Annotated in this window: 10 protein-coding genes; 4 read left to right on the top strand and 6 right to left on the bottom strand. The window is 65.2% G+C overall.

All coding sequences use genetic code 11. The annotated features are described in order from the left end of the window. Positions 1-9 precede the first annotated feature (9 nt). Positions 10-1515, top strand: a complete 1506-nt coding sequence (gene ppx, locus ACFFJ6_RS21530; protein WP_378391669.1) for an exopolyphosphatase — start codon at positions 10-12, stop codon at positions 1513-1515. Positions 1516-1529: 14 nt separating this feature from the next. On the opposite strand, the gene ACFFJ6_RS21525 is transcribed toward ppx, so the two are convergent. The 3 genes from ACFFJ6_RS21525 to ACFFJ6_RS21515 all read right to left on the bottom strand — a co-directional run bounded on the left by ACFFJ6_RS21525 (position 1530) and on the right by ACFFJ6_RS21515 (position 5218). After that, the gene (locus ACFFJ6_RS21525) at positions 1530-2453 is read right to left on the bottom strand and encodes a bestrophin family protein (RefSeq protein WP_378391667.1); all 924 of its coding nucleotides are present in this window, start codon (positions 2451-2453) and stop codon (positions 1530-1532) included. After that, positions 2450-3628: a ribonuclease D gene (gene rnd / locus ACFFJ6_RS21520; RefSeq protein WP_378391665.1), complete on the bottom strand. Its 1179-nt coding sequence runs from the start codon at positions 3626-3628 to the stop codon at positions 2450-2452. Before rnd ends, ACFFJ6_RS21525 begins: the two co-directional genes overlap by 4 nt. Positions 3629-3739: 111 nt before the next feature. Then, positions 3740-5218, bottom strand: coding sequence for a protein adenylyltransferase SelO (locus ACFFJ6_RS21515; RefSeq protein WP_378391663.1), 1479 nt, complete (start codon positions 5216-5218; stop codon positions 3740-3742). A 247-nt stretch (positions 5219-5465) separates the two neighbouring features. On the opposite strand from ACFFJ6_RS21515, the gene aspS reads away from it, so the two are divergent. From aspS to ACFFJ6_RS21500, 3 genes are all read left to right on the top strand, one after another. Beyond that, positions 5466-7238, top strand: a complete 1773-nt coding sequence (aspS, locus tag ACFFJ6_RS21510) for an aspartate--tRNA ligase (protein WP_378391661.1) — start codon at positions 5466-5468, stop codon at positions 7236-7238. Between the two features lie 216 nt (positions 7239-7454). Further along, complete coding sequence (locus tag ACFFJ6_RS21505) at positions 7455-9764, top strand: NADP-dependent malic enzyme (RefSeq protein WP_378391659.1); 2310 nt, start codon at positions 7455-7457, stop codon at positions 9762-9764. Positions 9765-9970: 206 nt separating this feature from the next. After that, positions 9971-10417, top strand: a complete 447-nt coding sequence (locus ACFFJ6_RS21500) for a DoxX family protein (protein ID WP_378391657.1) — start codon at positions 9971-9973, stop codon at positions 10415-10417. Here the strand turns inward: ACFFJ6_RS21500 and ACFFJ6_RS21495 are convergent. The 3 genes from ACFFJ6_RS21495 to ACFFJ6_RS21485 all read right to left on the bottom strand — a co-directional run bounded on the left by ACFFJ6_RS21495 (position 10414) and on the right by ACFFJ6_RS21485 (position 13836). Continuing rightward, entirely contained in the window at positions 10414-10983 is a 570-nt protein-coding gene (locus ACFFJ6_RS21495; protein WP_378391655.1) for a dihydrofolate reductase family protein, read from the bottom strand. The two genes, ACFFJ6_RS21500 and ACFFJ6_RS21495, sit on opposite strands and share 4 nt — an antisense overlap. A 39-nt stretch (positions 10984-11022) precedes the next feature. After that, positions 11023-11967, bottom strand: a complete 945-nt coding sequence (locus ACFFJ6_RS21490; protein ID WP_378392255.1) for a polysaccharide deacetylase family protein — start codon at positions 11965-11967, stop codon at positions 11023-11025. Between the two features lie 216 nt (positions 11968-12183). Continuing rightward, entirely contained in the window at positions 12184-13836 is a 1653-nt protein-coding gene (locus ACFFJ6_RS21485; protein ID WP_378391653.1) for a L,D-transpeptidase, read from the bottom strand. Positions 13837-13894 lie beyond the last annotated feature (58 nt).

Below are 13894 nucleotides of genomic sequence, written 5' to 3'. Positions count from 1 at the left end.
TCGGCGACGTTGAGAAAGCCAACGCCGAGGCGCGAAGCCAGCGTCGCCGTGATCGACATCGGCTCGAATTCCGTCCGCCTCGTCGTGTACGAGGCGCTGGCGCGCAGCCTGATCACCGTTTTCAACGAGAAGGCGCTGTGCGGCCTCGGCCGTGAAGTGCAAAGCACCGGGCTGCTCGCGACGGATGCCGTCGACAAGGCGCTGACGGCGCTGCGGCGGTTCCGCGCTCTGATCCGGGTGATGAAGGTCGGGCGCGTCTATGCGATCGCCACGGCCGCGTGCCGTGATGCCAGGAACGGCCCTGATTTCATCGCTGCGGCGGAGCGGATCTGCGGCGTCTCGATCGAGATCCTGTCGGGGCCGCGGGAGGCCAAACTGTCGGCGCTCGGCGTCATCTCCGGCGTCCACAAGCCCAACGGCATCGTTGGTGATCTCGGCGGTGGTTCGCTCGAACTGATCGACGTCCGCGGCAACCAGGTGCGCAAGGGTGTGACGTTGCCGCTCGGCAGCCTGGCGTTGCAGGATGCTTCGCAGAAATCCCTGAAGCGGGCCGAGAAGATCGCCAGGGAGGCGCTCGCCGGAGCCTTGCCGCTGAAGGCTGCGCGGGCGCGGACCTTCTACGCGGTCGGCGGCACCTGGCGTGCGCTGGCACGCATCCACATCGCGCAGAGCGGCTACCAGCTCAAGGTAATGCACGGCTATGCGATCCCGGCCGCCGAAGCGCTCCGCTTCGCGCGGCGGCTACGCACGCTGGTCGCGACTAATCAGCTCGCAGATATCGAACTCGTCTCAGATGCGCGCCGACCGCTCCTCGCCTATGCGGCGCTCGTTCTGGAATACGTCATTGAGGTCGCGAAGCCGAAGACCATCGTGTTTTCGACCTACGGCGTGCGCGAGGGCCTGCTGTACGAGCAGCTTCCGGCGGTAGAGCGCGCAAAAGACGGGTTGATCTGCGCCGCGCAGGATCTCAACAAGCTGCTGTCACGCTCGGCGCGGCACGCCGAAGAACTGATCGACTGGACCGACCGGCTGTTCCGGATCGCCAAGGTGCGCGAGGCGGAAGGCGAGCGCCGCCTTCGCCATGCCGCCTGCCTGATGTCGGACGTCGGCTGGCGCGTGCATCCGGACCACCGCGGCGAGCAGACGTTGGCGCTGATCACCAACGGCAATTTTGGCGACGTCACCCACCAAGAGCGCGCCTTCATGGCGTTGTCGGTGTTCTATCGCTATGCCGGCTTTAGTGAGCAGAACGAGCCGCCACCGGCGGTTCGCGCGCTGGTCACGCACGCAATGGACGAGCGTGCGCGGCTGCTCGGCGCGGCTTTCCGCGTTGCGCATCTGATCAGCGCGGCGCGCCCGGGCGTGCTGCCGGCAACGCACTTCCGGACCAGCGAGCGCAAGCTGATGCTCGTGTTCGAACACAGGTTGGTCGATCTTGTCGCCGACCGGGTCGGCAGCCGCTTCAAACAACTTGCCCGGATGGTCGGCCGCACCGGCAGCATCGTGCGGCGTTGACGCGGCGCCCGCCGTCAGACCAGGATGTAGTCGACCGGTGCCGGCAGCGGCGGTAGCTCGGTTTCACCGAGAGCCTCCCGCAGATTGATTTCGATCGTGTCCGCGAGCGCGGCGATGGGCAGGTCATTGGGCAACTGACCGAAAGGCTCCTCGAGCTCGGAGCCCAGCGCATCGAGTCCGAAGAAGGTGTAGGCGGCGAGGGCGGTCGCGAACGGCGTCAGCCAGCCCAGCGTGTTGGCGAAGCCGAACGGCAGCAGGAAGCAGAACACGTAGGCCGTGCGATGCAGCAGCAGGGTGTAACCGAACGGGACGGGCGTCGAGCGGATGCGTTCGCAGGCCGCTTGCACCATCGCCATCTGTCCGATCGTACGGTCCAGCATCTGAAACGGAATATCGCGCAGCCTGCCGTCGCGATGAAGCGCGACGAGCTCGGCCTGCATCGCGGCGAGCAGGACCTCGGGAGCGTTGCGGCTGGCCTGATAGCGGGCGAGGAGGTCCGGCGAGAGGTGACGCGTGACCTTGCTGACGTCGCTGCCCGGGCGCAGATGCAGGACGAGGGCTTGGGCAAAGGCGATCGCCAGGGTAAGCAGAGCCATCCGGTCGGAGCGGCCCTCCCTGTCGTGTTCGGTCAGCACAAGCGTCTGCCGTGACAGGTTGCGACTGAGGCAGATGAGTTCGCCCCAGTGGCGCCGTGCTTCCCACCACCGGTCGTAACAGGCGTTGTTGCGAAAACCCATGAAGATCGACAGCGCGATGCCGAGCACGGCAAACGGCGCGCTGTTGAAGTCCGAGACGACGCCCGGATAGGCGTGATGCGCCCACACCACCGCGGCCGACAGGCCGGCAATGAACAGGGCCTGCGGATAGATCCGCTGAACAACCGAACCGCGAACCAGGAAGAAGAGTTGGAAGAGGTTGGGTTGCGCGCGAACGATCATTGATCGGCGCTTGGTGCCGTCGCGCTTGCGGTGCGGTCGACCTGGGTGACGCGGCCGCGCTCGATCGCCAGCGCCAGGCGGCCGTGCTTGAGCGCCAGCGCGGCTTCGCCGAACAGTTCACGGCGCCAGCCGCGCAGCGCGCCGACGTCGGCCTTGTCGTCGGCTGCGATCTGCTCGAGGTCGTCGACGGTGGCAATCACCTTGGCGGCGACGGCATGGCGCTCCGATGTCATCCGCAGCAGCACCTTGAGCAACTCGACGGTCGCGGCGCCGTTGGAGTTGTTCCGCGGCTTGTCGATCTTCGGCAGGCTTGAAGGATCGCGCGCGAGTCCGCGCTGAACGGCCGCGATGATGTCAGAACCCCATTTCGAGCGTTCGAAACCCTTGGGCAGCGAGCGCAGATTGGCGAGCCGTTCCAGCGAGGTCGGGGCGTGTGTGGCGATGTCGCCGAGCGCGTCGTCCTTCAGCACGCGGGAGCGGGGCACGTCGCGGGTCTGCGCTTCCTGCTCGCGCCAAGCGGCGATCTCCATCAGAACCGCCAATTCCTTCGGCTTGCGCACGCGCGTCTTCAACCGCTCCCAGGCGCTGCCGGGATCGAAATCGTAGGTCTTGGGCGAGGTCAGGACTTCCATTTCCTCGCTGACCCAGTCGCTGCGGCCACGCTTCTTCAGGTCGGCGTCGAGCGCGGCGAACACGTCACGCAAATGGGTGACGTCGGAAACGGCGTAGTGCAGCTGCTCGTCGGTCAGCGGGCGGCGTGACCAGTCAGTAAAGCGATGGGTCTTGTCGGGGCGATGACCGGTGATGCGTTCGACCAACTGGTCGTAGGCGATGCTGTCGCCATAACCCAGCACCATCGCGGCCACCTGGGTGTCGAAGATCGGGTGCGGGACAATGCCGGCGCGATGCCAGACGATTTCGATGTCCTGGCGCGCGGCGTGAAAGACCTTCAGCACGTTCTCGTTGGACATCAGGTCGAAGAACGGGGTGAGATCGAGCCCGGGGGCGAGCGTATCGACCACCACGGCTTCGTCGGCACTCGCCATCTGCACCACGCAGAGCAGCGGGTAGTAGGTGGTCTCGCGCAGGAATTCGGTGTCGACCGTGATAACCGGAAAGGCGGCGAGGCGGGCGCAGGCGCTGGCGAGCTGCTCGGTGGTGGAAATCAGGTCCATTAAACTCTGTCGCGTTACGGAAAAACCGGCTCGGGCGTTATCGGCGGCAGGGTGCCGCCTGCCCAAAAAGCCATCGAATCCGAAGCACTAGACACGCTCGCTGGGCGCCGATCAAGTTCCGCAGAAGGTTTGCAGCACCTCCTCATGGGGCTGCGGCGGGACCGCATAGCGGGCGAATTCCGGCAGTTCCCGGAAGGGGTTGGCCAGAACGTTCAGGAGATCTTCGAACGGCCCGAAATCGTCCCGATCGACCGCCGCCCGGATCACGGCCTCGATCTGGTGGTTGCGCGGGATGTAGATCGGATTGACCGCCCGCATCGAGTCCTGACGAGCGGTAGCATCCTGCCGCTCGGCGGCGAGGCGGTGCCGCCATCGCGTCGCCCACTCGTCGAAGGCGGTGGTGTCCTCGAACAGTGCCCGCACGTCGCCGAGATCCGACGGATCGGCAGCCGCGTCGCTGAGCCGGCGGAACGCGAGGGTGAAATCAGCCCGGCCGCGGGCCATCGCCGCCGTGAAGTCCTGACAGAGTTGCGGATCGCCGTCCTGAACGGTGGCAAGGCCCAGCTTTGCGGCCAGCCGCGCGAGGTAGGCGGTGTTGAAGTGCTCGGCGAAGCCACCCAGCGCTGTCTGGGCGATCTCGACGCCCTTGGCCTCGTCTTCCGACAGGAGCGGCACCAGACACTCGGCGAGTCGGGTCAGGTTCCAGAGCGCGATCGGCGGCTGGTTGCCATAGGCGTAGCGGCCCATCTGGTCGATCGACGAATACACGGTTTTTGGATCGAACGTGTCCATGAAGGCGCAGGGGCCGTAATCGATGGTTTCGCCGGCGATCGAGCAGTTATCGGTGTTCATCACGCCATGAATGAAGCCGATCATCATCCAGCGCGAAATCAGGTCGGCCTGCCGGGCGATCACGCCCTCGAGCAGCGCCAGATACGGCGCTTCCGCGTCCGCAGCATCCGGATAGTGACGTGCGATGACGTGGTCGGCCAGCGCCTTCACAGCGTCGCGATCGCCGCGTGCGGCGAAGAACTGGAAGGTGCCGACCCGAATGTGACTGGAGGCGATGCGGGTCAGCACAGCGCCGGGCTGGATCGGGTCGCGGATCACTTGCTCGCCGGTCAAAACTGCGGCGAGGGAGCGGGTGGTCGGCACGTCGAGCGCCGCCATTGCCTCGCTGACGATGTATTCGCGCAGCACCGGGCCGAGCCCGGCGCGGCCGTCACCCATCCGCGAGAACGGCGTGCGGCCGGAGCCCTTGAGTTGGATGTCGCGGCGAACCCCGTCCTTGTCGATCACCTCGCCGAGCAGGATGGCCCGTCCGTCGCCGAGCTGCGGCACGAAATGGCCGAACTGGTGGCCCGCATAGGCCATCGCGATCGACGCCGCGCCCTCCGGCACGCGGGCGCCGGCGAGCACCGCGGTGCCCTCCGGGCTGGCGAGCCAATCGGCATCCAGGCCCAGCCGATCGGCGAGTGGCCGGTTCAGCTTGACGAGTCGGGGCGCCGCCACAGGGGTTGGAGCCACCCGGGCGAAGAACGTCTCCGGCAAGGCCGCATAGCTGTTGTCGAACGGGAAATGGAAGGTCATCGGTCACCAGATAGGAATGGTTCGCCCCTTGGACAATCGGCTCGAAACGGCGGGGTTTCAAGTTGGAGGCGGGCTGTCGATCGCAGCCGGGCATGTCCGATGCGTCCGGCCGGGCGAGCGGAGGCCAAATGGCCCTGAAATGGGTTTCATTTGGTTGCCGCGATGGGTTCGCTCGGGTAAACCCTGACCCTCTCCGCAAGCCAGCGGACGCTCGATTCTGCCCAAAGACGGCCTTTCCGGGATTTCCATGCACCGTTACCGAACCCATACTTGCGGCGCGCTCCGCGACAGCGATATCGACCAGACCGTCCGCCTGTCCGGCTGGTGCCATCGCATCCGCGACCATGGCGGCGTGCTGTTCATCGATTTGCGCGACCATTACGGCATTACCCAGTGCGTCGCCGATCCGGATTCGCCGGCCTTCAAGGATGCCGAAAAACTGCGCTCCGAATGGGTGGTGCGGATGGACGGCCGGGTCCGACGGCGTCCCGGCGGCACTGAGAATCCGGACTTGCCGACCGGCGCGGTCGAAGTGTTCGTCACCGAGATCGAAGTGCTCGGCCCGGCCGGCGAACTGCCGCTGCCGGTGTTCGGCGAGCAGGAGTATCCGGAGGACGTGCGGCTGCGCTATCGCTTCCTCGACCTGCGCCGAGAGAAGCTGCATCAGAACATCATGACCCGCGGCGCCATCGTCGACTCGATGCGCCGGCGGATGAAGGAGCAGGGCTTCTTCGAATTCCAGACGCCTATCCTGACGGCGTCGTCGCCGGAAGGCGCGCGTGACTTCCTGGTGCCGAGCCGCATCCATCCCGGCAAGTTCTACGCGCTGCCGCAGGCGCCGCAGCAGTACAAGCAACTGCTGATGATGTCGGGCTTCGATCGTTACTTCCAGATCGCGCCGTGCTTCCGCGACGAAGACCCGCGCGCCGATCGTCTGCCGGGCGAGTTCTATCAGCTCGACGTCGAGATGAGCTTCATCACGCAGGACGACGTGTTCGCCGCGATGGAGCCGGTGATTACCGGCGTGTTCGAGGAGTTCGCCAAGGGCAAGCGGGTCACCAAGGGCTGGCCGCGCATCGCCTTCGCGGACTCGATGCGCAAATATGGCACCGACAAGCCGGACCTGCGCAACCCGATCGAGATGCGGGACGTCTCCGAGCACTTCCGCGGTTCGGGCTTCAAGGTGTTCGCGCGGATGCTGGAGGAAGAGCGCAATCAGGTCTGGGCGATCCCAGGTCCGGGCGGCGGCAGCCGTGCGTTCTGCGATCGCATGAACTCGTGGGCACAGGGCGAAGGCCAGCCGGGCCTCGGCTACATCATGTGGCGCGAAGGCGGCGAGGGCGCTGGTCCCTTGGCCAACAACATTGGTGCGGAGCGCACCGAAGCGATCCGCGCGGCACTCGGCCTCAAGGCCGGCGATGCGGCGTTCTTCGTGGCCGGTGATCCGGCGAAGTTCGTGAAGTTCGCAGGCCTCGCGCGCACCCGCGTCGGCGAAGAGCTCAATCTCGTCGACAAGGATCAGTTCGCGCTGGCCTGGGTCGTCGACTTCCCGATGTACGAGTACAACGAAGACGACAAGAAGGTCGACTTCTCGCACAACCCGTTCTCGATGCCGCAAGGTGGCATGGACGCGTTGATGGGGCAGGACCCGCTGACCATCAAGGCGTTCCAGTACGACATCACCTGCAACGGCTACGAGATCGCGTCGGGCGGCATCCGCAACCATCGCCCCGAGGCGATGGTGAAGGCGTTCGAGATCGCCGGCTACGGCGAGCAGGAAGTGATCGACCGCTTCGGCGGCATGTATCGCGCCTTCCAATACGGTGCGCCGCCGCATGGCGGCATGGCGGCGGGCGTCGATCGCATCGTGATGCTGCTTTGCGGCACCACGAACCTGCGTGAGATCTCGCTCTTCCCGATGAACCAGCGCGCCGAGGACCTGCTGATGGGCGCGCCGTCGCAGGTGACGCCGAAGCAGTTGCGCGAGTTGCACATCCGGCTCAATCTGCAGGAAGAGTGAGCGCGGCCCTCGGTCCGGATTTCGTGATGCCCGCGCGTGCCGCGGGCATCGGCGTATCGAGGGTTGTGTGAGCGCGACCTTGTGATGTTGCGTAGGCGTGATGACCGCTATGTCCGTAACGAGCGGACATGCGCGAGACAAATTGGTATCAACCGCTGCTGATACGACAATGGCAGGATCGGCAATCCCGTGCCGACGAAGCCGCCCGGAGACCGCATGGCGTCCAATTCTGAAGATCTGCAATCCCAGGCGCTCGCTTATCACCGTTCGCCGCGCCCCGGCAAACTCGAGGTCCACGCCTCGAAGCCGCTCGCCAACCAGCGCGATCTGGCGCTCGCCTACACGCCGGGCGTCGCCGCGGCCTGTAATGCGATCGCGGCCGATCCGTCGCAGGCGGCCGATCTCACGGTGCGCGGCAATTTGGTCGCGGTGGTCACCAACGGCACCGCGGTGCTCGGCCTCGGCAATATCGGGCCGCTGGCGTCCAAGCCGGTGATGGAAGGCAAGGCGGTTCTGTTCAAGAAGTTCGCCGACATCGACGTGTTCGACATCGAGATCGCCGCCGACACGATCGAGCGTGTGGTCGAGACCGTGGCGGCGCTGGAGCCGACCTTCGGCGGCATCAATCTCGAGGACATCAAGGGCCCGGAGTGCTTCGAGATCGAGGCGCAGCTCAAAGAGCGCATGAAGATCCCGGTGTTCCACGATGATCAGCACGGCACTGCGATCATCGTCGGCGCTGCGGTCAAGAACGCGCTGCTGCTGAAAGGCAAGGATATCGGCGACGTCAAGATTGTCACCGCCGGCGCCGGCGCGGCCGCGCTCGCCTGTCTCAACCTCCTGGTGTCGCTCGGCGCCAAGCGCGAGAACATCTGGGTCTGTGATCTCGAAGGCCTCGTCTACGAAGGCCGCAATGTGCTGATGGACCGCTGGAAGGAGGTCTACGCGCAGAAGACCGACAAGCGGACGCTGGCCGAAGTGATCCCTGGCGCCGACGTTTTCCTCGGTCTGTCCGGCCCGAAGGTGCTGACGCCCGAGATGGTGCAGCAGATGGCCGAGAAGCCGCTGGTGATGGCGCTCGCCAATCCGACGCCCGAGATCATGCCGGACGAGGTCCGCAAGGTGCGTCCCGACGCGCTCATCTGCACCGGACGCTCGGACTTCCCGAACCAGGTCAACAACGTCCTGTGCTTCCCGTATATCTTCCGCGGCGCGCTCGACGTCGGCGCCACCGCGATCAACGAAGCGATGAAGATTGCTGCGGTCGACGCGATCGCGCAGCTTGCGCGTGATCCGCCGGCCGATCCGGTGGCGGCCGGGCTCGACACCGACGAAGTGCTGGGTTTCGGCGCCGGCTCGCTGATCCCGAGCCCGTTCGATCCGCGCCTGATCCTGCGCATCGCGCCCGCGGTGGCGATGGCGGCGATGGATTCCGGCGTCGCGACGCGGCCGATCACCTCGTTCGACGATTACTACGCGCAACTCGAACGCTTCGCCTTCCGCTCCGGCCTGGTGATGAAACCGGTGTTCGCCAAGGCCAAGGCGCAGCCCGTCCGTGTCATTTACGCCGAAGGCGAAGACGAGCGTGTGCTGCACGCGGTGCAGACCATCCTCGAGGAGAAGCTGGCGCGGCCGATCCTGGTCGGCCGGCCGTCGGTGGTCGAGGCACGGATCAAGCGCAGCGGCCTGTCGATCAAACCGGGTGAGGATTTCGACCTGATCAACCCGCAGGACGATCCGCGCTATCGCTCCTACGTGCAGTCCTATGTCGATATCGCCGGTCGCTCCGGCGTGACGCCGGCGGCGGCGCGCACGGTTGTGCGCACCAATTCGACCGTGATCGCCGCGCTCGCGGTGGCCCGCGGCGAAGCCGATGCGATGATTTGCGGCCTCGACGGCCGCTACATGAATCATCTGCGTCACGTCCGTGACGTCATCGGCCTGCTGCCCGGCGTCTCCGACTATGCGGCGCTGGCGCTGATGATCACCAGCAAGGGCGCGATCTTCCTCGCCGACACCCAGGTGAGGCCTAATCCGACGGCCGAAGAGCTGGCGGAGGTCGCGGCGCTCGCAGCGGTCCACGTGCAGCGCTTCAACATCAAGCCGAAGATCGCCTTCCTGTCACATTCGGATTTCGGCAGCTATCCGACCGAGTCGTCGGCAAAGATGCGGCGGGCGACCGCTCTGCTGGCGGAGCGTCATCCGGAGATCGAATCCGACGGCGAAATGCAGGGTGACAGCGCGCTGGTGCAGAGCGCCCGCGAAATGATCCTGCCGCATTCGCGACTGGAGGGTGGCGCCAACGTCCTGATCATGCCGAACCTCGACAGCGCCAACATCGCCTACCAGATGATCAAGGTGCTGGCAGACGCGCTGCCGGTCGGTCCGATCCTGGTTGGCCCTGCACGGCCGGCGCACATTCTGACGCCGTCGGTAACCTCGCGCGGCATCCTGAACATGACCGCCGTCGCGGTGGTCGAAGCGCAGGAACGAGCAGGGCGGCATCAGCGCACGCTGTTCGCCTGAGGCGCGTGACGGCGCGAGGTCGCACGTCCCCATATGATGCACGCGCGACACTGATTTGAGGAACAAGAGCGGCTCCGCGTGAAGCGGGGCCGTTTTTCTTCAACTCGCGGTGCGTAAGCCATCGGTACGCGATCTGACCGTTTGAAAAGCGGCCGACGACTCCTCATACTTGCTGCGCGTTTCCGCCGCTGCCAGTGAGGTCGACCATGCCTGCTTTCGTGTCTGTCGGGCGCTTTCTGTTTGCCGTGTTGTTCATCTTCACCGGGGCCTCCAAGCTGCTCGATCTCACCACGACGACGCAGCTGACCCAGAAGATCGTCGTGCCGGAGATGCTCACCACCTACACGTCGCAGCTCGAAGGCTTGGCCGGGATGCCGTTCGCGCAGATGCTGGCGATCGCCGCCGGCGCGACCGAACTCATCTGCGGGCTGATGATCGCGCTGAACTTTGGTGCGCGTTTCTTCTCGCTGATCCTGGTGTTGTTTGTTGCAGCGACGATCTTTTACTACCACGACTTCTGGAACCAGACCGGAGCCGACGCGCAGAACAACCTGATCGCAGCGCTGAAGAACCTCTCGCTGATCGGCGCGCTGTTCATTATCGCTGGAATTGGCCGCGGAACGCCTACCGCCGTCGCGTCTCACGACGTCTAGTCGAACGACTTCCGCCACGGTGTGACACTAACGTCGTTGGCGGCGTCGAGCACGACGCGGCCGGCGGCTCTCAGCCCATGGCTCGCGAGAAGCTGCTGTGGTGTCTGTGCCGGCACACCGGGGAAACATGGTTCGCCATCCGGCAGATGGACCTTGGGCGCTTCCGACAGCCAGAACGTGTCGTAACGGTCGAAGAACATCGCGAAGATGTCAGGCCCGCCGATGATGGCGATCATGCCCGACTGGACGTCGGCTTGAGCCCGCGCCTCGTCGAATGCGACACTGGCCGGATTCCACAGCAAGGCTCTTGGATTATTGGGGTCCGGGGCGAGGCCTGTGATTTTCCGCGTCACCACCAGCCGCTTGCGGTAGGGCGAGTTGGGTTGATCCTCGTACGAATTGCGGCCGTGCACGATCAGTGCCGCGCCGTCGAGCGCCGCGGCGAAGAAGCGTTGGTCGCCTTCGAACTTCAGAGCGTCCGGCATCACGCCAGAGGCGTCCGCCAGATTGCCCTCGGCGGAGACGATGACGAAGCCTTCGATTTGCAGCGTCGATGGGCCCGTCATCGGGCGTTCGAGATCCAGTTACGCAAAAATAGGGCCCGCTTATTCGGAGATCGTCTGCACGACCGAGCTGACCGGCCGCGAACTGACCGTCGGCAGCGGATTGCTCTTGGCGAGTTCTTCATCGTACTTGGCGAAGGTCTCGACCGGCGCCTTGGCCCGCATCTGCACGACCTTGTAGCCGCCGGCCTTCAGGCGGCGCAGCAGTTCAGGCATCGCCTCCGCGGTGCTCCGCTGGAAGTCGTGCATCAGGATGATGCCCTTGCCGAGCTTGTCGAGCTTCTTCATCACGGTGTCGACCACCTGCTCGGACTTGCGCGCTTTGAAGTCGAACGAGTCGAGATCGCAGGAGAACATCGCGATGTTGCGGGTGCCGAGATAGGTGACCATCTCCGGCGGATGCTGCAGGGCCGGGAAGCGGAAGAACGGCGAGGGCGCGGTACCGAGCGCCCATTTCACCGCAGCGTATCCCTTTTCGATCTCGTCCTTGCGCTGATCCTCGGTCAGCTTCTTGTTGGCGAGATTGGCGTGCGACCAGGTGTGCGCACCGATGGTGTGGCCGGCGGCGGCAACCTGCTTGAGGATCTCGGGATGATAGGTGGCGTGCTTGCCGATCGGGAAGAAGATCGCCTTGGTGCATTGATCGGCCAAGGCCTTCAGCACTGCCGGCGTGTTCACCGGCCAGGGACCGTCATCGAAGGTCAGCACGACTTCCTTGTCGCGCAGGAAGTCGAGCTGCTTGAAGTGTTCGAAGCCGAAGCCCGGACCACCGGTGGTGTCGATCTCGACGACACGGCCGACACCGAGCGCGTCGGGATTGGCGCAGGCCTGTTTGACCGGAGCAGGTGCGGGGGCGGGGGCGGGGGCGGCCGCCGACGGGGCGGGCTGTGCGGCTGCGCCTGCTTTCGGCGTTCCCTGCGACCAGGCGAGCCCGATCGCGCTAAGAGAAACCGCACCTGCAATCACAAGGCCTGCCGCGATCCGCATATTCATCGTCCTCCGTCGCCGTTTGCGGTTCGACACACGTCAAAACCGCAGACGCTCTCGCATGTTGCGGTCAAAGTAGAGGCATAAAAGCGGCCCGGGCAACGGTTATTCACCCGCCGCGGTGAGTTGCCCGCAGATTCGCGCGCGTCGCGTGCACGGCGGCCACAGCGTCTGCAACCGGCAAGCTGCCCGCGGCGGCTCGCCGAGTGGCAACGGTCAGCGCAGACGAATGATGAAGTCGGTGCCCTGCCCAGTCTCGCCGCTCGCGCTGATGCTTTGATCGGAGACGATCAATGACGAACCGGTCGAGATGGCCTCCGCAATACGGGCCATGGCGTCCGGCGGCACCGTCAGCCTGTCGAGCGCTGCAGCGGGACCATCCGGTTCCGGCAATGTCTTCACTTCGGCCGGCAAGACCTTCTTAATACGACGGGAATTGCTCGGATCTTCGGTCCGTCGGGGGGCTGGCAACGACACAACCGTCCAGCGCACGCTGTCGTCCTTCGCGAGCTCAGCGGTAAATACGTGCGTGCCGAGCGGCCGTTCGCCGGCTGCGATCGTGACCGGAACGTCGAACAACGGTGTCATGTTCTGGCGGACGTAAAGCTTCTGATCTTTTGCGCTGACGAACACGGCGATCTGACCGCCGCCACGCTTGGCCGCGGGCAGTTCGGGCGTAGCCGTCACGGCCGGCTCCATGGGACGAGACTGGTCTTTCGGAGCCGCGCTGTCGGTGGCCGCATCGACTTTATCCGCCGGCTGAATTGTCGGCGCTTTCTCGTTGGTAGACGAAGCTTTTTCCGTTGAGACAGAATTGCCAGCCTTGGCCTCTGCCGGCTTCGTCACCGAAGCCGTCGTCACGGGCTCGGCGGTATCTGAGGCTGCGGCTTCCGTCACATCGGGCTGCGGTGTCATCGCGGGGGCCATCGTCGCCTCGGCTTCCGCCTTGGCCTCTGCAGCCGTCGCTTGATGGGACGAGTCCGATACGACCGCGCCTGCCGAAGAATCTCCGCTGGCGTCGGCGGTCCTCACCATGGCCTGTGGCTCTTCGTGCAGAATGCTGGCACGCAGCTCCGGCTGGGGCGAATCATGTGTTGGCTCGGCCGCAGCCGCCTTGTCCGATTTCGACGTCGTGGTCGGCTTCTGCGGATCGGATGCGATCGGCGCGGTCTCGGGCAAAGCGGGACGCTTGGTGGTCAGCAGCGCGTGAGAGAAGTTGGTCGGCGTGATGTCCCCGGGCGTGACGATCACTCGGGCGCCCATTCGGGTCCACCCCCACATCTTCATCGCAAACCCGTTCGGCATCCGGATGCAGCCGTGCGACGCCGGGTAGCCTGGGACCACGCCGGCATGCAACGCGATGCCCGACCACGTGATGCGCTGCATGTAGGGCATCGGCGCACCGCTATAGATGTTGGAGCGATGCCATTTGTTTTTCTGGATGACGCTGAACACGCCCATGGGCGTCGCATGGCCGCGCATGCCGGTGGAAATCGGCGACTCGGCGAAGAAGCCGTTGGCGTCGTAGACGCGCAGCTTCTGTTGATCGATCGAGACCGAGATCAGCAGCGGGCCCCGTGGTTTCGCGGTCTGCTGTTCGAGCAGCTTCTCTTGTCGGCCGTCGAAATGCGGCTGCTTGCGGGGCGCGCGTTTCGCCGGCATCGGTGGTGCTGGCGTATCGTAAACTGCGGTGTCGTTGTCAGGCCACCACCAGCTGGTCGCATTGGCTTCGGAGGTGAGGGCGAAGACGCCGGCGGCCGTCAGCAGCCCCGCGCGCATCGCCGTTCTGGAGATTGTCCCGGGGGTGAGTTCGGTTTTACCGCTGCGCGGCGCGGTGTCTGGCGAAAACGACAACTGTTTCAAACCCACGCTTGGTCCCCGAATCTCTTGAGCGGAATCTCAGATTAGTGCCGCAGGCACCCAGCGC

Origin of the sequence: Rhodopseudomonas telluris, assembly GCF_042432815.1 — a bacterium.
Taxonomy (GTDB): domain Bacteria; phylum Pseudomonadota; class Alphaproteobacteria; order Rhizobiales; family Xanthobacteraceae; genus Rhodopseudomonas; species Rhodopseudomonas telluris.
The sequence above is the reverse complement of the archived record's forward strand: the minus strand, read 5'-3'. Positions and strand labels throughout refer to the sequence as shown.